This is a genomic window from Conexibacter sp. SYSU D00693 (assembly GCF_017084525.1).
Taxonomy (GTDB): Bacteria; Actinomycetota; Thermoleophilia; order Solirubrobacterales; family Solirubrobacteraceae; genus Baekduia.
Genome location: NZ_CP070950.1, coordinates 3,393,060 through 3,410,229 on the forward strand (window position 1 = coordinate 3,393,060; position 17,170 = coordinate 3,410,229).

Annotated in this window: 18 protein-coding genes; 4 read left to right on the forward strand and 14 right to left on the reverse strand. The window is 74.0% G+C overall.

All coding sequences use genetic code 11. The features are described from left to right. Window positions 1–6: 6 nt before the first annotated feature. The 4 genes from JUB12_RS16800 to sucC form a co-directional block, all read right to left on the reverse strand. The gene (locus tag JUB12_RS16800; RefSeq protein WP_205696581.1) at window positions 7–219 is read right to left on the reverse strand and encodes a hypothetical protein; all 213 of its coding nucleotides are present in this window, start codon (window positions 217–219) and stop codon (window positions 7–9) included. Beyond that, window positions 212–934, reverse strand: coding sequence for a hypothetical protein (locus JUB12_RS16805; RefSeq protein ID WP_205696583.1), 723 nt, complete (start codon window positions 932–934; stop codon window positions 212–214). The genes JUB12_RS16800 and JUB12_RS16805 overlap by 8 nt, the downstream gene beginning before the upstream one ends. A 128-nt stretch (window positions 935–1,062) precedes the next feature. Further along, window positions 1,063–1,947 (reverse strand): succinate--CoA ligase subunit alpha, encoded by an 885-nt coding sequence (gene sucD / locus JUB12_RS16810; protein WP_205696585.1) that lies wholly within the window; start codon window positions 1,945–1,947, stop codon window positions 1,063–1,065. Beyond that, on the reverse strand, window positions 1,948–3,096 hold the full coding sequence (gene sucC, locus JUB12_RS16815) for an ADP-forming succinate--CoA ligase subunit beta (protein WP_205696587.1): 1,149 nt from the start codon (window positions 3,094–3,096) through the stop codon (window positions 1,948–1,950). Between the two features lie 44 nt (window positions 3,097–3,140). On the opposite strand from sucC, the gene JUB12_RS16820 reads away from it, so the two are divergent. Genes JUB12_RS16820 through JUB12_RS16835 form a run of 4 tightly spaced genes read left to right on the forward strand, consistent with a single transcriptional unit; the run spans window position 3,141 to window position 6,467 of the window. Next, window positions 3,141–3,821 (forward strand): HAD-IA family hydrolase, encoded by a 681-nt coding sequence (locus JUB12_RS16820; RefSeq protein ID WP_205696589.1) that lies wholly within the window; start codon window positions 3,141–3,143, stop codon window positions 3,819–3,821. 8 nt (window positions 3,822–3,829) lie between these two features. Next, the gene (locus JUB12_RS16825) at window positions 3,830–4,597 is read left to right on the forward strand and encodes an MBL fold metallo-hydrolase (RefSeq protein WP_205696590.1); all 768 of its coding nucleotides are present in this window, start codon (window positions 3,830–3,832) and stop codon (window positions 4,595–4,597) included. Continuing rightward, window positions 4,597–4,947, forward strand: coding sequence for a VOC family protein (locus JUB12_RS16830; protein WP_205696593.1), 351 nt, complete (start codon window positions 4,597–4,599; stop codon window positions 4,945–4,947). The genes JUB12_RS16825 and JUB12_RS16830 overlap by 1 nt, the downstream gene beginning before the upstream one ends. Continuing rightward, the gene (locus tag JUB12_RS16835; RefSeq protein WP_205696596.1) at window positions 4,944–6,467 is read left to right on the forward strand and encodes an adenylate/guanylate cyclase domain-containing protein; all 1,524 of its coding nucleotides are present in this window, start codon (window positions 4,944–4,946) and stop codon (window positions 6,465–6,467) included. The genes JUB12_RS16830 and JUB12_RS16835 overlap by 4 nt, the downstream gene beginning before the upstream one ends. Before the next feature lie 31 nt (window positions 6,468–6,498). On the opposite strand, the gene JUB12_RS16840 is transcribed toward JUB12_RS16835, so the two are convergent. The 10 genes from JUB12_RS16840 to JUB12_RS16885 all read right to left on the reverse strand — a co-directional run bounded on the left by JUB12_RS16840 (window position 6,499) and on the right by JUB12_RS16885 (window position 17,168). Beyond that, window positions 6,499–7,365 (reverse strand): type IV toxin-antitoxin system AbiEi family antitoxin domain-containing protein, encoded by an 867-nt coding sequence (locus JUB12_RS16840; protein ID WP_371822243.1) that lies wholly within the window; start codon window positions 7,363–7,365, stop codon window positions 6,499–6,501. Window positions 7,366–7,410: 45 nt separating this feature from the next. Beyond that, window positions 7,411–7,890 (reverse strand): GNAT family N-acetyltransferase, encoded by a 480-nt coding sequence (locus JUB12_RS16845; RefSeq protein WP_205696601.1) that lies wholly within the window; start codon window positions 7,888–7,890, stop codon window positions 7,411–7,413. Between the two features lie 21 nt (window positions 7,891–7,911). Beyond that, complete coding sequence (locus JUB12_RS16850; protein ID WP_205696602.1) at window positions 7,912–8,826, reverse strand: alpha/beta fold hydrolase; 915 nt, start codon at window positions 8,824–8,826, stop codon at window positions 7,912–7,914. 51 nt (window positions 8,827–8,877) lie between these two features. Then, window positions 8,878–10,689 carry an acetyl-CoA carboxylase biotin carboxylase subunit gene (locus tag JUB12_RS16855; protein WP_205696603.1) on the reverse strand — a complete coding sequence of 604 codons (1,812 nt, stop codon included), beginning with the start codon at window positions 10,687–10,689 and terminating at the stop codon, window positions 8,878–8,880. Between the two features lie 56 nt (window positions 10,690–10,745). Then, a complete protein-coding gene (locus tag JUB12_RS16860; RefSeq protein WP_205696604.1) occupies window positions 10,746–11,240 on the reverse strand; it encodes a universal stress protein in 495 nt (164 codons plus the stop codon). Further along, entirely contained in the window at window positions 11,237–12,868 is a 1,632-nt protein-coding gene (locus tag JUB12_RS16865) for an MDR family MFS transporter (RefSeq protein WP_205696605.1), read from the reverse strand. The genes JUB12_RS16860 and JUB12_RS16865 overlap by 4 nt, the downstream gene beginning before the upstream one ends. After that, entirely contained in the window at window positions 12,865–13,332 is a 468-nt protein-coding gene (locus tag JUB12_RS16870) for a MarR family winged helix-turn-helix transcriptional regulator (RefSeq protein ID WP_205696606.1), read from the reverse strand. Before JUB12_RS16870 ends, JUB12_RS16865 begins: the two co-directional genes overlap by 4 nt. Before the next feature lie 98 nt (window positions 13,333–13,430). Further along, window positions 13,431–14,426 carry a zinc-binding dehydrogenase gene (locus JUB12_RS16875; protein WP_205696607.1) on the reverse strand — a complete coding sequence of 332 codons (996 nt, stop codon included), beginning with the start codon at window positions 14,424–14,426 and terminating at the stop codon, window positions 13,431–13,433. Between the two features lie 8 nt (window positions 14,427–14,434). Further along, entirely contained in the window at window positions 14,435–15,877 is a 1,443-nt protein-coding gene (locus tag JUB12_RS16880) for a DHA2 family efflux MFS transporter permease subunit (protein ID WP_205696608.1), read from the reverse strand. A 52-nt stretch (window positions 15,878–15,929) separates the two neighbouring features. Next, window positions 15,930–17,168 (reverse strand): sulfate adenylyltransferase subunit 1, encoded by a 1,239-nt coding sequence (locus JUB12_RS16885; RefSeq protein WP_205696609.1) that lies wholly within the window; start codon window positions 17,166–17,168, stop codon window positions 15,930–15,932. Between the last annotated feature and the right edge of the window lie 2 nt (window positions 17,169–17,170).

Consider the following 17,170-nt stretch of genomic DNA (forward strand, 5'->3'; position numbering starts at 1 on the left):
GCCGTCCTACCCGCCGCCGCGGCGCCCGCGGCCCGCCACGGCGAAGCCGACGTAGAACAGCACGAGGACCGCGAGCGGCGCGACGAGGAACGAGAGGAACAGCGCGGCGAAGAGGACGAGCGCGAGGACGACGACGCCCACCAGCGCGAGCGGGTTGTAGTGCTCGTCGGCGTCCGCGGTCGTGTGCACGAGGCCGTCGTGGCGCTGCTGGTCAGCCATGGAGCTGCACCTCGAGGCGCCCGGCGCCCGCGTCGAGGACCGAGAAGGCGACGGGGCTCGTGGACTGCAGCTCGGCCGCGAGGGCCACGGGCTGGTGGAGCTGGACGTCGATGAGCGCGCGGTCCTCGTCGAAGCCGCGGACGTAGACGTCGTCGACCGCGGCGACGGAGGCGAGGGCCTGCTCGAAGGCGCCGAGGACGGCGATGTCGTGGAACGGGCCTGCGACGACGGTGACGAGGCCCTCCTGCACCGCGGCGGGACCGCCGGGCACGGCGGCCTGGCCGGGCGCGGCGGGCGCCGGGGCGGGGGGACGCGGCGTGGGCGGCGGGGGGACGGCGAGCGAGCCGCCGAGGGCCGGCGAGGACGAGGTGGGCGCGGCGGGCGGCACGAGCGGCGGCACCGGGGTGGTGGGCGCCGCGGCGATCGCGCGGTCGACGGACTCGAGGACGCGGTTGAGGTCGGCCAGGAGCTCGTGCGTCGTGGCCGCGAGCCGATCGCGGAAGGCGCGGAGCTCGGCGAGCGCGGCCGGGTCGGGGGCGGTGGGCGCGGTGACCGGCGCAGGCGGCGGGGGTGCGGACGCGGCTGCGGGTGCCGGGGCAGCGGTCGCCGGCGCCGGGGAAGGCGCGCCGTCGTCGTCGAACGAGCGCAGCTCGCGCTCCAGCTCCTGGAGCTTGTGCTCGAGCTCGCTCAGCGTCTGGCCCACGTCGGGCGGCACGGCGCGAACCCTACCCAGGGAGGGGTGTGCTGCAGCCACGACAACGCCCATCGGCAGGACGCCCGCAGCGGTTGAGCGCTACGGCGCCATCCGTCCCCGGCCGGGCCGGGGACGGGGCGCCCGGACGCTCAGGAGGGGCTGCCGAGGAGCTCCATGGCGAGCTCCGCGACCTGGGTCGGCGTGCGGCCGACCTTCACGCCCACGGCCTCCAGGGCCTCGGCCTTGGCGGCCGCGGTGCCCTTCGAGCCCGACACGATGGCGCCGGCGTGGCCCATCGTCTTGCCGGGGGGCGCGGTGAAGCCGGCGATGTAGCCGAGCACGGGCTTGGAGACGTTGTCGCGGATGTACTCCGCGGCCTCCTCCTCGGCCGAGCCGCCGATCTCGCCGCTCATCACGATGAGCTCGGTCTCGGGGTCGGCCTCGAAGAGCTCGATGACGTCGATGAACGACGAGCCCGGCACCGGGTCGCCGCCGATGCCGACGATCGACGAGTTGCCGAAGCCGCGCTGGGCCAGCTCGTTGCCGATCTGGTAGGTCAGCGTGCCCGAGCGCGACACCACACCGACGTTGCCCGGGCGGAAGAACGACGCCGGGATGATCCCGACGTTGGCCTTGCCCGGCGACAGGATGCCGGGGCAGTTGGGGCCGACGACGCGCGTGCCCGGGTGGTCGCGCTTGACGGTGTTGTAGAGCTTGAGCTCGTCGTGGGCGGGGATGCCCTCGGTGATGATCACCACGAGCTCGACGCCGGCCTGCGCGGCCTCGAGCGCGGAGGCCGCCGCGAACGGCGGCGGCACGAAGATCATGGCCGTGTTGGCGCCCGACTCGGCGACGCAGGTCGCCCAGTCGGCGAACACCGGGATGCCCTCGACGTCGGTGCCGGCCTTCTTCGGGTTGATGCCGCCGACGACGTTCGTGCCGTACTTGCGGTTGTTGAGGGTGTGGAACGAGCCCTCGCGGCCGGTGATGCCGGCGACGGCGAGCTTCGTGTCCTCGGTGACCAGGATCGCCATCTAGCTCTGCTCCTTCGCGAGCGCGACGACCTGCTCGGCCGCCCCGTCCATCGTCTTGGCCGCGTGCACGTTGGGCAGCGCGGCCTCCTCCAGGATGCGACGTCCTTCGACGTCGTTGGTGCCGTCGAGGCGGACGACGAACGGGACCTCGGGCTTGAGGTCGCCGAACGCGGCCACCAGGCCCTTGGCCACCTCGTCGCAGCGGGTGATCCCGCCGAAGATGTTGAACAGCACGGCCTTGACGTTCGGGTTGGAGAGGATCAGCGCGACCGCCTGCTTGACCTTCTCGGCGTCCGAGCCGCCGCCCGCGTCGAGGAAGTTGGCCGGGGAGCCGCCGTGCTGGGCGACGACGTCCAGGGTGCTCATGACGAGCCCGGCGCCGTTGCCGAGGATCCCGATGTCGCCGTCGAGGGCGACGTACGTGACGCCCTCCTCCTTGGCCTTCAGCTCGATCGGGTCCATGTTGGCCGTGTCGCCCAGGCCCTGGTTCTCCTCGTGGCGGAAGAGCGCGTTGCCGTCGAGCGTGACCTTCGCGTCGAGCGCCTTGACCTGGCGGTCGGGCGTGACGATCAGCGGGTTGATCTCGGTGAGGGAGGCGTCCTCCTCGATCCAGACCTCGTAGAGCTTGACCAGCGCGTCGGCGACGCCCTCGACGACGTCCTCGTCGGCGCCGCCGGCCTTGGCGATCTCGAGCGCCTGCTCGCGCGTGAGGCCCTCGAGCGGGTCGACCGTCTGCTTGATCAGCTTCTCGGGCGTCTCCTCGGCCACCTGCTCGATGTCCACGCCGCCCTCGACGCTGAACATGACCAGCGGCTTCTTCTCGGAGCGGTCGAGGAGGACCGACGCGTAGTACTCCGTGGCGATGTCCGACGCGTGCTCGATCCACAGCGTCCGGACGATGTGGCCCTTGATGTCCAGCCCGAGGATGTTCGTCGCGTGCTCGCGCGCCTCGGCCTCGTCGGCGGCGAGCTTCACGCCGCCCGCCTTGCCGCGCCCGCCGATGAGCACCTGCGCCTTGACCACGACCGGGTAGCCGATCTCGTTGGCCGCCGCGACCGCGTCCTCGACGCTGGTCACCGCCTTGCCGTCGGAGGTCGCGAGCCCGTGCCGGGCGAAGAGCTGCTTGCCCTGATGTTCGAGGAGGTCCATGAGCGGGCGCGGACACTAGCTGGAATGGCAGAATGCCCGCCCTCATGGCGGCACTGCCCAAGAACATCGAGTGGGTCACGTTCGACGTCTACGGGACGTTGATCGACTGGGAGAAGGGCGTCGCCGATGCGTTCGCCAAGGAGGCGGCCCGGGACGGGGTCGAGATCGACCGCGACCAGGTCGTCGACCTCTTCCTCCAGGTCTCGCGCGAGATCGAGGGCGGCTCGTACGAGCTCTACGCCGAGGTCCTGCGCCAGACCGCCGTCCGGGTGGCCAAGGAGATCGGCTGGGACCTGGAGACCTCGCGCGCGGGGTTCCTGCCCGACAGCCTCCACCGCTGGGCGCCCTACAAGGAGACGATGCCCCAGCTGCGCAAGATCCTGGGCAAGTACAAGACGGGCGTCATCTCGAACATCGACGACAAGCTGCTGGGCCAGACGCGCCGGCACATGGCCGCCGACTTCGACCTCGTCGTCACGGCCCAGCAGGTGCGCTCCTACAAGCCCGACCCGGCGCACTTCAACGAGTTCGCCCGGCGCATCGGCGGCAAGAAGGGGTGGGTGCACATCGCCTCGGGCGTGCCGACCGACATCGAGCCCTGCGCCAAGCTCAAGGTGCCCACGATCTGGGTCAACCGCCGCAAGGAGGAGCTCGAGCCCGGCCAGAAGAAGCCGACGCTCGAGGTGAAGACCCTCCTCGAGGCGGCCAAGGCGCTCGGGCTCTAGCCCGCGCCATGCAGGTCGTCGCGCTGCACGAGGGCGTCGTCGTCGCCCGCAGCGTGAAGTGGCAGACGACGTGCACGATCCTGCACCAGGGCGAGGAGACCTTCGTCCTGGACTCGCTCGTCTACCAGGACGAGCTCGACGCGCTGCCGGGCATCCTCCAGCAGGCGGGCTGGTCGCTCTCGGGCCTGCTGTGCACCCACGGGGACTTCGACCACCTGCTCGGGCGGCTGGCGTTCCCCGACGCGCCGCTGGGCGTGAGCGAGACGACGGCCGCGCGGCTGCGGGCCGAGCCGGGCGACGCCCAGCGCCACCTGCGCGAGTTCGACGAGGACGACTACGTCGTGCGCCCGCATCCGCTCGCGCTGGGGTCGGTCCAGGCGCTGCCGGTGCCCGGCAAGCTCGAGATCGGCGACGCGGAGCTCGAGCTCCTGCCCGCCGAGGGCCACACCGAGGACGGGATGGCGGTGTGGGCGCCCTTCGCGCGGGTGCTGTGCTGCGGTGACTACCTGTCCCCGGTCGAGCTGCCGTGGCTGCAGGAGCAGGGGTCGCGCGACGCCTACCTCGCCACCCTGCGCCGGCTGGCGCCCTACGTCGAGCAGGCCGACTGGGTCGTGCCGGGCCACGGGTCCCCGCTGGACCCGCAGCGGGCGCTGGCGATCCTGCGCGAGGACGTCGCCTACCTCGAGGGCCTGCCCGACGAGGCGAAGCTCCCGCTCGCGCGGCGAGATCGCCGGCAGAGGGAGATCCACGCCGACAACGTCCGTAGAGTCGGCTGATGCTCCAGCACGTCGCCCTCGAACTGCGCGAGGACGACGTCGAGGCCGAGGCCGCCTTCTGGGCGCTCCTCGGGTTCGCCCGGGTTGACCCGCCGGCCGGGCTGCGTGACCGTTCGGTGTGGGTGCAGCGCGGCGAGCAGCAGATCCACCTCCTCCTCGCGGACACGCCCGTGGTCCCGCCGCAGGGCCACGTGGCCGTCGTCGCCGAGGACCACGCGGCGACCGTCGCCACCCTGCGCGACGCGGGCCACGAGGTCGAGGACCGGGCGCGCCACTGGGGCGCGGCGCGGTGCTTCGCGCGCACGCCGGCCGGCCACCGCGTCGAGGTCATGGAGTTCGCCCCCTCGTGAGCCCGTCCTGGCGGTGGGTGGAGCGCCGGCTCATCGTCTGGAGCCACCTCGTCAACTTGGGCGGGGCGGCGGCGGTGTCCGTCTACTTCCTCGTGATCCTGCCGCCGGACACGCAGGAGACGAAGGTCTTCAGCGTCCCGATCGGCATCGCCCTCGCCCTGACCGCGGCGCTCGTCGGGGGCTGGAGCGCGCGGCGCAGCGTGCGGCTGCACGCCCAGCCGGTGCTCGACTGGCTGCCGACGGGCACGCCGCCGACCGACCAGGTGCGCGACATCGCGCTGCGCCTGCCGGCGTTCATGGCGCGCATCACGGTCGTGCGGTGGGTCCTGGCCGCGGTGGTCTTCGGGCCGCTGGCGCTCATCGACTCGTCGACGCTCGCCGTCGAGCTCGGCACGACGCTCCTGGCCAGCGCGTTCACCGTCGCCGCCGCGGAGTTCCTCGTCGCCGAGCGCGTGCTGCGCCCCGTCGTCGCGCGGGTGCTCGACTGGGAGGCGCCGCCGAGCGCCGGCTCCCTGGGCGTCGGCACCCGCCTGCTGCTGGCGTGGATCCTCTGCACGGCGATCCCCGTCGTGATGCTCGCGATGATCCCGGTGGGGCGCGACGTCGAGACGGCCGACGAGCTCGTCGCGCCGATCTGGTTCGTCGCCGTCGCCACCCTGTGCGCCGGCTTCCTGGCGACGAAGCTCGCGACGAACCGCGTCGCCGTGCCGCTGCGCGAGCTGCGCGAGGCGACCGACGCCGTGGGCCGCGGCGACCTGCGCGTCCGCGTCCCGGTCGACGACGCGTCCGAGGTGGGTCGTCTCCAGGCCGGCTTCAACCAGCTCGTCGCCGGCCTGCAGGAGCGCGAGCGCCTGCGCGACCTCATGGACCGCTCGATGGGGCGCGACGTCGCTCGCGAGGCGCTCGAGCGCGGCGCCGCCCTCGGCGGGCAGGTCCGCACGGTGAGCGTCCTGTTCGTCGACGTCGTCGGCTCGACCGCGCTGGCCTCCCGCGAGCGCCCCGAGCGCGTCGTCGAGCTCCTCAACGCGTTCTTCACGAGCGTCGTCGAGACCGTCGAGCGCCACGGCGGCTTCGTGAACAAGTTCGAGGGCGACGCGGCGCTGTGCATCTTCGGCGCGCCCGCCGACCAGCCCGCCCACGCGACGTGCGCGCTGGCCGCGGCCCGCGACCTGCGCGGCGTGCTCGACGCCTGGCGCGGGCTCGACGCCGGCATCGGGGTCTCCTGCGGCGAGGCGGTCGCCGGCTGGATCGGCGCGGAGTCGCGCTTCGAGTACACCGTCATCGGCGACCCGGTCAACGAGGCCGCACGCCTCACGGAGCTGGCCAAGGACCGCGACGGCGGGCTGCTCGCCAGCGCCACGACCATCGACGCCGCCGACCCCGAGGAGCGCGAGCACTGGCGCGTGGACGGCGAGGTCCTGCTGCGCGGCCGGCCGGCACCGACGCGGCTGGCGGTGCCGCGGCTGACGGCCGAGCCGACGGCTCCGGCCCCCGCGGAGGCGGTGCGGCGCGAGGTGTGACCGTTCGAGCATCCCGTGGATGCTCGAACGGTCACACCTCGGCGAGCGCGGCCCGCAGCGCGGCGATGACGGCTCCAGGCTGCTCGCGGATCTGGACGCGGTTGAAGCGCAGCAGCTGCCAGCCCTTGGCCACGGCCCGGGCGTTGCGCTCGTGGTCGGCGAGCCACTGGCGCTGGTTGCCGTGGAACGTCCAGCTGTCGGCCTCCAGGGCCACCTTGCGCTCGGGCCACGCGAAGTCGACGTGGTGCCGCGGCCCCAGGCGGAACTGCCCGACGGGCATCGGCAGGCCCGCCGCCCGGCAGAGCTCCCGCACGTCGACCTCGAGGGCGGAGTGCGTGCCGTCCGCCAGCCGGCCCAGGAGGACGTCGATCGTGCGCGCGCCGCGGTGACCCCGGAGGTCGGCGCCGCGAAGCCGCTCGACGTCGAGCACCTTGCGGTGGAGCGCCTCCATCGCCGCGTCCAGCACCAGGGCCTCGGGCAGCACGCCGGCCAGGTCCAGGATCGTCCTCGTCGCCGTCGTGAAGGCCATCCCGTCGCGACGCTGGACGTCGGCCGCGGGCAGCCGACGTGTGCGATGGACGACGATGCCGGGCTGGCTGCGCGCACGCCTGAGCGTCAGGACGTGGACCGGCCCGTCTCGCCACGCGAGAAGTCGGTGCCAGGCCGCCGCGGACTCGTGGCTCAGGACGCCGCCCGTGGCCAGCACCGCCGCGACGCATCGGGCGGAGGGCGTCAGCGTCGGCGTGACGCTGTAGACGCCGACGTGCACGAGGTGCAGCCAGCCCGAGCGTCGGGCCGACTCGATCGCGCCGCGCCCCCAGCCCGCCTCGACGAGCTGGACACGCGTCACGAGGTTCTGCTGCCGGCGAAGGTGGGGTGTGACCGTTCGAGCATCCACTGCATGCTCTAGGGGTCACACCTCCCGAGTTCGCCCCCCTGAGCGCTACTCCTCGTCCAGGCGCCCGCGCAGGAACAGCCGCCGCGGCCCGCCCGGGACGCGCTCCGGCGTGAGCCCGAAGGACGCGTAGAGGGCCAGCGCCGGGGCGTTGTCCTCGTGCGTGTCGAGCTCGAGGAGGCGCGCGCCGCGCTCGTGCGCGCGGGCGACGACCGCCTCCATCATCGCCCGGCCCAGGCCGGTCCCGCGGGCGTCCTCGCGCACGAAGAGGTCCTCGAGCAGGCACTCGGTCCCCGCGCGCCAGATGCCGAAGCGGTAGCGCAGCTGGGCGACGGCCGCGGGCGGCGCGTCGTCGTGCGGGGCGCCGAGCAGGAAGTCGGCGTTGCGGTCCTCCATGACGCGCTCGACGCCGGCGAGCATCGCGTTGTCCGAGGGCCAGTCCTCCTCGAAGTGGTTGCGGAAGGCGATGAGGAGGTTCGCCACGTGCTCGGCCTCGTGCGGGCCGGCGAGCCAGGTGCGGGCGGTCACCCCGCCAGCCTATGGGTCGCGCTAGGCGGCCACGGCGCGCCCGGCGTCCGCCGCGGCCGTGCGGCGGGCGTTGCGCTCGATCGGGTCGAGCACGAGCGGCCACGCCCCGATCGGCAGGTCGTGGCCGAGGCCGTCGACCATGACGAGCTCGGCGCCCGGGATCGCCTTCGCGGTGGCCCGGCCACCGCTGGGGTTGACCAGGCGGTCGTTCGTGCCGTGGATGACGACGGTCGGCGCCTCGATGCGCCGCAGCTCCCGGGTGCGGTCACCCGACGCGAGGATCGCCATGAGCTGGCGCCCGGCGCCGGCGGTGTCGCCGCCGCTGCGCTCCTGGCCGAGGTAGGCGAGCCGGCGGATCTCGGCCTCGTCGCGGTCGAAGCCCGGGGAGCCCACGAGGCGGAAGAGCGAGACGGAGCGCTCCACGGCGGCGTCGACCGACTTGGGCGGCGGCGAAGCGAGGTAGCGCATCGCCGGCAGCGACGGCAGGCCGGTGAGCAGCGCGCCGGTGTTGGACATGATCGACGCGAGGGAGCGCGTGCGGTCCGGGTGCCGGGCGGCGAAGGTCTGGGCGATCATGCCGCCCATCGACGCGCCGACGACGTGGGCGCGCTCGATGCCCAGGGCGTCGAGCAGGCCGGCGGCGTCGTCGGCCATGTCCTTGAGCAGGTACGCCGCAGCGCTCTTGCGCCGCAGCAGCAGGTCCGTGAGCGACGGCGGGCGCTTGTCGCTCATCTTCGTCGAGCGGCCCGCGTCGCGGTTGTCGTAGCGGGTGACGAAGAAGCCGCGGCCGGCCAGCTGGCGGCAGAACTCGTCCGGCCAGGCCAGCATCTGGGCGCCGAGGCCCATGACGAGCAGGAGCGGCTCGTCGGCCGGGTCACCGAGCTGCTCGTAGCAGAGGGTGATCCCGTTCCCGAGGTCCGCGAAGCGCTCGTCCATCCCCTCAGTGTCGCACCAGCGCGCACTTCGGCGCGCTGGTGCTGGCCGCACCTACTCGGCGGCCGCGGCGACGATCTTGGCGATGGGGGCGCCCGTCTGGATCGGCTCGCCCTCCTTCACGTGGAGCTCCTCGACCACGCCCGCCTTGGGCGCCGTGATCTCGTTCTCCATCTTCATCGCCTCGATGATGCAGATGAGCTGGCCCTCCTCGACGGACTGGCCCTGCTCGACGAGCACCTTCCACATGTTGCCCTGCAGCGGGGACTCGACGAGGTCGGGGCCGCCCGCGGCGCCGCCCTTGCGCTCACCGCGCTTGGGCTTGCGCCCGCCGCCCGCCGCCGGGGCCGCGCCGTTGGCGGGCGCCGCGACGACCCCGGCCGACAGCGCCGGCCCGACGACGCGCACGTCGAAGCGCTTGCCGCTGACCTCGACGAGGTACTTGGACTCGGCGGTCTCCTCGTCCTCGTCCTCGACGACGGGCTTGGGCGCCTCGGCCGGAGCGGTGGACTTCAGCCACTCCTTGTCCTCGAGCAGCTCCTTGCAGGTGTCGCCCTTGGCCCACTCCTCGGTCTGCAGGAGCGTCTTGTGGAAGGGGATGAGGGTCGTCAGGCCCTCGATGAGGTACTCGTCCAGCGCGCGGATCATGCGCTTGGTCGCCTGCTCGCGGTCGGCGTCCCAGACGATGAGCTTCGAGACCATCGGGTCGTACATCGGCGAGACCTCGCCCCCGGCCTCGAGGCCCGAGTCGACGCGCACGCCGGGGCCCGTGGGCTCCTTGTAGGAGCCGACCTTGCCGGGCGCCGGGGCGAAGTTGCGGGCCGCGTTCTCGGCGTTGATGCGGCACTCGATCGCGTGGCCGCGCAGGACGACGTCCTCCTGCTGGTAGTCGAGCTCCTCGCCGGCGGCGGCCTTGATGCCCTGCTTGACGATGTCGATGCCGGTGACCATCTCCGTGACGCAGTGCTCGACCTGCACACGGGTGTTCATCTCGAGGAAGAAGTACTCGTTCGTGTCGCTCGAGAAGAGGCCCTCGATGGTGCCCGCGCCGACGTAGTCGACGGCCTTGGCGGCGTCGACGCCGATCTTGCCGATCCGCTCGCGCGTCTCCTCGTCGACGACCCACTCCGGGGCGGGCGCCTCCTCGATGACCTTCTGGTGACGGCGCTGGATGGAGCAGTCGCGCTCACCGAGGTGGATGACGTTGCCGTGCTTGTCGGCGAGGACCTGGACCTCGACGTGGCGCGGGTTCGGCAGGTAGCGCTCGAGGTAGACGGTCGGGTCGCTGAAGAACTTCTCGCCCTCACGCGAGGCGCCCTCGAAGGCGCCCTGCAGCTCGTCCTCGGTCAGCGCGACGCGGAAGCCCTTGCCGCCGCCGCCGCCCGACGCCTTGACCGCGACCGGGAAGCCGATCTCGTCCTTGGCGATGCGCATGGCGTCCTCGACGGTGTCGACCGCCTCGGTGGTGCCGGGCACGATCGGCACGCCGGCCTCCTTCATCAGCTCGCGCGCGCGGGTCTTCGAGCCCATGGCGTCGATCGCGCTGGCGGGCGGGCCGATGAAGACGACGCCGGCCTCGTCGCAGGCGCGCGCGAACGGCGCGTTCTCGGCGAGGAAGCCGTAGCCCGGGTGGATGGCCTCGGCGCCGGACTCCTTGGCGACCTGGAGGATCTTCTCGATGTTCAGGTAGTTGTCCGCCGCGGGTCCGTCCCCGAGGTTGTAGGCCTCGTCGGCCATCTTGGGGTGCAGGGCGTCGCGGTCGGTCTCCGAGTACACGGCGACCGTGGCGATCCCCATCTCGCGGCAGGCGCGGAAGACGCGGATCGCGATCTCGCCGCGGTTGGCGACCAGGATCTTGCTGAACATGAGGGGCGGGAATGTACCTGTGGGCGGCGCTCGGACGCCGTCTCGTCGGGACGCCCTCAGGCGGCGTCGGCCAGCGCGCCGCCACGCGGCGCGTGGGCGACGAAGACGGCGATCGGCGCGTGGTGCAGCACGTGGTGGCTGACGCTGCCCATGAGGGCGCCGACACGGCCGACGCCGCGTGCGCCGAGCAGGACCGCGTCGAAGTCGCCCGACGCGGCGAGCTTGGCGACCTCGGGTCCGGGGCGGCCGTGGCGCAGGACCGTCGTGACGGGGATGTCCTGCGGGACGCGGGCGACCGCGTCGCGCAGGGTCCGGTCGGCCGCCGCGTCGGCTTCGGCCTGCGGCATGGCCGGCATCGTGAAGCCGCCGGGCCAGCGCGCCGCCTCGGCCACGGTGTCGGGCGCGACGGTGACGAGGGTCAGCGAGGCGTTGTCCCGCCGGGCCGCCGTTACGGCCGCTGCGAGCGCGAGGTCGCTGCTGGCCGAGCCGTCGACGGCGACGAGCAGGCGGTGCAGGTGCAGCTCGCCGAGCTCCTGGGGCAGCGCGCTCATGCCGCCGCCCCACCGGCCGCCGCCAGCTCGCGGCCGCTCTTGGTGCCCAGCGGCTGCTCGCGCAGGAGCAGCAGGGCGAGGAACGCGATGAGCCCGAGCGGCGCGGCGACGAGGAACATCTCGGCGATGCCGGTGCCGTAGCCGTGCTCGACGACGCGGGCCACGGGCTCGGGCAGCGCGCTCACGTCGGGGATGTGACCGGCGCCGCTGGCGCCCAGCCGGGCGGGGTCGACGCCCTGCGCGGCCAGGCCGTCGGCGATCGCGTCGCGCGCGTGGTGGGCGAGGAGCGCGCCGAGGACGCTGACGCCGATCGCGCCGCCGAGGGAGCGGAAGAACGCGATGAGCGACGAGCCGGCGCCGATGTCCTGCTGGCGGACGGTGTTCTGCACCACCAGCACGAGGTTCTGCATCGTCATGCCGACGCCGGCGCCGACGAGGAGCATGAAGGCGCCGACCTCGACGAGGCTCGTGCGCTCGTCGATGGTCCCCATCAGCGCGAGGCCGACGGTGAGCGAGAGCGTGCCCGCCAGCATGAAGCGCTTGTAGCGGCCGGTCCTGGTGACCAGGCGGCCGACGATCGTCGAGGCGACGAAGAGGCCCACGACCATCGGGATCGTCAGCAGGCCCGACTCGATGGGCGACTTGCCGCGGGCGATCTGCATGTACTGGCTGAGGAAGACCGTGGTGCCGAACATCGCGATGCCGACGGCGATCGACGCGACGACCGCGAGGACGACGGTGCGGTCGCCGAAGAGGCGCAGCGGCACGAGCGGCTCGCGGACGCGACGCTCGACCGCGACGGCGGTGGCGCAGAGGACCACGCCGAGGCCGACCAGGAGGGCGGTCTGCCACGAGAGCCAGTCGTACTCCTGGCCGGCGAGCGAGACCCAGATCAGCAGGCTCGAGACGCCTGAGGCGATGAGCAGCGCGCCGGGGACGTCGATGTGGGCCTCGCGGCGGCGGCGCGGGAGGTGCAGCGTGCGCTGGAGGACGACGAACGCGGCGGCGGCGAACGGGACCCCGACGTAGAAGCACCAGCGCCAGCCGAACGCGTCGGTGACGAGCCCGCCGAGGAGCGGGCCCGCGACGGTGCCCAGCCCGAAGACGGCGCCGAGGTAGCCGCTGTAGCGGCCGCGCTCGCGGGGCGAGACGAGGTCGCTGAGGATGACCTGGACCAGGGCGGTGAGACCGCCGACGCCCAGGCCCTGGACGACGCGGCAGCCGATGAGCCAGCTCGTGCTCTGCGACAGCCCGGCGAGGATCGACCCGGCGACGTAGATCGTCAGCGCGGTCTGGACGAGGAGCTTGCGGTCGTGGAGGTCGGCGAGCTTGCCCCACACCGGCGTGCTCACGGTGAGGGCGAGGAGGGTCGAGGTGACGACCCACGTGTAGGAGGACTGCGTGCCGCCGAGGTCGCCGATGATCTCGGGCAGCGCCGTGGTGACGACGGTGCTCGAGAGGATCGCGACGAACATCGCGAGCAGCAGGCCCGACAGGGCCTCGAGGACCTGGCGGTGGGTCATGCCGGAGTCGAGGACGTGGTCGCGCGCCCTTGTGGGGGCGGGGCTGCCGGCCGGGGTGATGCGCGCGTCGCGCGCCTGCGCGTCGGTGGCGGAGTCGGGGGTCATGGGGTCTGGGTCTCCTGGGTCTCGGCCTTCCCGGCCTCGAAGTCCGCCCGCAGCCGGTCGAGGCCGGCGGCCAGCGCGCCGACGTCGTCGGCGGCCCACCCGTGGAGGGCGGCGGCGAAGCGCTCGACCATGCGCCGGTGGCTCTCGGCGAGCACGCGGCGTCCGTCGTCGGTGACGGACACGCGCTGGGCGCGGCGGTCGTCCTCGTCGGCCTCGCGGCGCACGTACCCGGCCTTCGCGAGCGCCGCGACCTGGCGGCTGGCGACGGACAGGTCGACCGCGAGCGCCCTGGCGACGTCGCTGATGCGCACCGGCCCGTCGCGATGCACGACGCCGAGCGCGACGAAGCCCTGTGAGCCGAGCTCGGCCATCGCCTGGCGGGCGATGTCGCGCTGGACCATCCCGAGCCGGTACAGCGACCGGACGAGGTCCTCGACGGGGGCGGCGGTGGAGGTGGAGGTCATGGTGAAGGAGCTTGCTCGTAGCAAGCAACCAACAAGATAGCACCACTATGCAACACCGCCCCGAGCGCGGTGCGACGGGGTCTGACCCCGAGCGGCGATCAGGGCAGCAGGACGGTCTTGCCGGTGGTGGCGCGGGCCTCGAGGGCGCGGTGGGCGCCGGCGGCGTCGTCGAGGGCGAAGCGGCGGCCGACGTGCGCGACGAGGCGTCCGGCGGCGCCCTCGGCGAGCGCGCGGGCCGACCAGGCGCGCTGGTCCTCGGCCGAGGGCGGGCCGGCGCCGCCGACCACGGGCAGGAGCGCCACGCCGCGGGCGGCGAGCTCCCCGGCGGAGGCGGTGGTCGGGGTGCCGGCGGCCCAGCCGACGACGACCTGGCGCCCGCCGCGGCCCAGCAGCGCGAGGGCCCGCTGACCGGCGTCGCCGCCCACGCCGTCGACCACGACCGTCACGCCGTCCGGGCCGGCCGCCTCGCGCACCTCCTCGTCCCAGCCTGCGACGGCGTAGTCCACGGCGAGGTCCGCCCCGAGCGCCCGGACGAGCGCGGTCTTCTCGGGACCGCCTGCCGCGCCGACCACCAGCCGCGCGCCGGCCAGCCGGGCGTGGCCCACGAGCATCGCGCCGATCCCGCCGGCGGCCGCGAGGACGAGGACGGCGTCGTCCCGACCGATCCGGGCGACGTCGGCGACGCGGATCGCCATCCGCCCGGTGCCCAGGAGCGCCACCGCGGCCTCGAGGCCCAGGCCGTCGGGCACGAGGTGCAGGAGCTCGAGCGGCACCGCGGCGAGCTCGGCGTAGCCCCCGCCCCCGCCCGCCGCCGAGGTGTTGGCGACGACCTGCCGGCCGACGAGTCCGGCGTCCACCCCCTCGCCCACCGCGACGACCTCCCCTGCCACCTCGCGGCCCGGGACGTAGGGGAGCGTCGGGCGCAGGTGGGGCGGCACGCCGTCGCCGCCGCGGCGCACCGTCGCCTCGACGAGGTGCACGCCGTTGACCGCGGCGCGCACCAGCGCCTGCCCAGGACCGGGCGCGGGGTCCGGCAGCTCGGTCGGCTCCAGCACCTCAGGGCCGCCGTGGCGGCGCACGACGATCGCCCGCACCCCTGGACCTACGCCTCGGCCGGCGCGGGCTGCGGGACCCGGCCCGCCGGCCGGTCGGGGGGCGGCAGCAGCCACGAGAGCAGCGCCGCGACCGCGATCGTCGCCGCCGCGACGAGGTACGCGTCGTCGAACCCGGCCACCAGCGCCGCGGGGTCGGGCGGGGCCCCGTCGGCGGCGTCGCGCGTCGTCGACGTCGCCACCGTGGCGAGGATCGCCAGGCCCAGGCCGCCGCCCACCATCCGCGCGGTGTTGAGGATCCCCGACGCCAGGCCGTGGACCTCGGGCCCGACCCCCGCCGTCGCCGCGCCGATGATCGGCGGGAACGAGATCCCCGCGCCGAGCATCACGAGCGCGCCCGGCAGGGCCACGTCGGTGACGTAGGAGCCATCGGCCTCGGCCCGCGCGAGCAGGAGGAAGCCGACCGCGGCCATCGCGAGGGCGAGCGAGACGACGACGCGCGGGTCGCGCGCGCCCAGCCAGCGGGTGGTGATCTGCGTGCCGGCGATGATCGCCAGCGTGTGGGGCAGGAACCCGACGCCGGCCTCGAGCGGGCCGAGGCCGAGCACCTCCTGCATGTAGAGCGTGAGGAAGAACCAGACGGCGAACAGCCCGGCGCCCGACACGAGCGTCACGAGGTTCGCCACCGCCAGCCCTGGCAGCCGCAGCACCGGCAGCGGCATGAGCGGCTCGGCCGTGATGCGCTGCAGCTGCACGAACGCCCCGAGCAGGACGACCGCGGCCGCGACCGGCACGACGACCTCCGTCGCCGTCCACCCGTGCGCCTCGATCTGCGTGATGCCCAGGACGAGGGCCGCCAGGCCGGTCGTGGCGGCCACGGCGCCCGGGACGTCGAGCCGCGGCCGGCGCACGACCACCCCGTCGCGCAGCATCCGCGCCGCGAGCACGAGGACCGCCGCGCCCACCGGCACGTTGACCAGCAGGACCCAGCGCCACGACAGCCACTCGGTCAGCGCGCCGCCGACCAGGCCGCCCGTCGCGCCGCCGGCCGCGCCGATGGCCATCCACCAGCCCATCGCCTTCGCGCGCTCGGGCCCCTCCGGGAAGGCGCCGAGCAGGATGGTCAGCGTCGCCGGCGACAGCACGGCCGCGCCCAGGCCCTGCACGACGCGCCCCACGAGCAGCACGCCCGAGCTCTCGGCCAGGCCGCCGACGAGCGAGCCCACGACGAACAGCCCGAGCCCCGCGAGGAACGCCCGGCGCTGGCCCAGCACGTCGCCCAGCCGGCCGCCGAGGAGCAGGAAGCCGGCGTAGGCGATCGTGTAGCCGTTGATCACCCACTGCAGCCCGGTGGCGCTAAGGCCCAGGCCGGACTGCATGTCGGGCAGCGCGACGTTGACGACCGAGACGTCGAGGACGACGAGGAACTGGCCGAGGAGCAGCAGCGCGAGCAGCGCCCGCGGGGAGGTGGAGGCGGGGACGGCGGTGGACACGTCCCCAGTGTGCGACCTCAACCGCGGTTGAGGTCAAGCGCGCGGTCGCGCGCTAGCGCACCATCCCGCCCGCGACCGTCTCGTTCGTCGCCTCGTCCACGAGGATGAACGCGCCGCCGGCGCGGTTGGCCTCGTAGGGGTCGACGACGAGCGGCGTCCGGGTGCGCAGCCGCACCCGGCCGATGTCGTTGAGCTCGAGCTGCGCCGGGGCCGGCGCGCGGTCGAGCGTCCCGACGTCGACGCGGTCGACGAGCTGGTCGACCAGGACCGGCTCGGTGCGCGTGTGGTGCTTGAGCAGCAGGCGGGCGCGCGGGGTCAGCGGCCGGTCGGAGAACCAGCAGACGTCGGCCTCGAGCTCGCGCACCGGCTCGACGCCGGCGTCGGCGTGCACCAGCACGTCGCCCCGCGAGGCGTCGACGTCGCGGTCGAGCACCACCGTCACCGCCATCGGCGGCTCGGCCGCCTCGAGCGGGCCGTCGTACGTGCGCACCTCGGCGACCGTCGCCTCCACGCCCGACGGCAGCACCCGCACCGCGTCGCCGGGACGCAGGGTCCCGGACGCGAGTGAGCCCGCCAGGCCGCGGAAGTCGCTCTGGCCCTCGCGGATGACGTACTGGACCGGGAAGCGCAGGTCCGTGGTGTTGCGGTCGCGCGCCACGTCCACCGTCTCGAGGTGCTCGAGCAGCGCCAGCCCGCCGTACCACGGCATCGCCTCGGACCGGTCGACGACGTTGTCGCCCCTGAGCGCGCTGATCGGCACGAAGGCCACGTCGCGCGCCGCCAGGCGGTCGCGGAACGCGCAGAAGTCCCGGACGATCTCGTCGAAGCGCTCCTCGGCGAAGTCGACGAGGTCCATCTTGTTCACCGCGACGACGAGGTGCGGGATGCCGAGCAGCGACGCGAGGAACGCGTGGCGGCGGGTCTGCTCGACCACGCCGTGGCGCGCGTCGACCAGCACGATGGCCAGGTCGGCCGTCGAGGCGCCCGTGACCATGTTGCGCGTGTACTGCACGTGGCCCGGCGTGTCGGCCAGGATGAACCGCCGCCGCGGCGTCGCGAAGTAGCGGTAGGCGACGTCGATGGTGATGCCCTGCTCGCGCTCGGCGCGCAGGCCGTCGGTCAGGCGCGAGAGGTCGAGCTCGCCGTCACGGCCGCGCAGGTCGTCCTCCTGGTCGCTGAGGATCGCCTTGGCGTCCCACATCAGCCGGCCGATGAGCGTCGACTTGCCGTCGTCGACGCTGCCGGCGGTGGCCAGCCGGACGAGCTGGGTCTCGGTCACGGTCTCGCTCATCT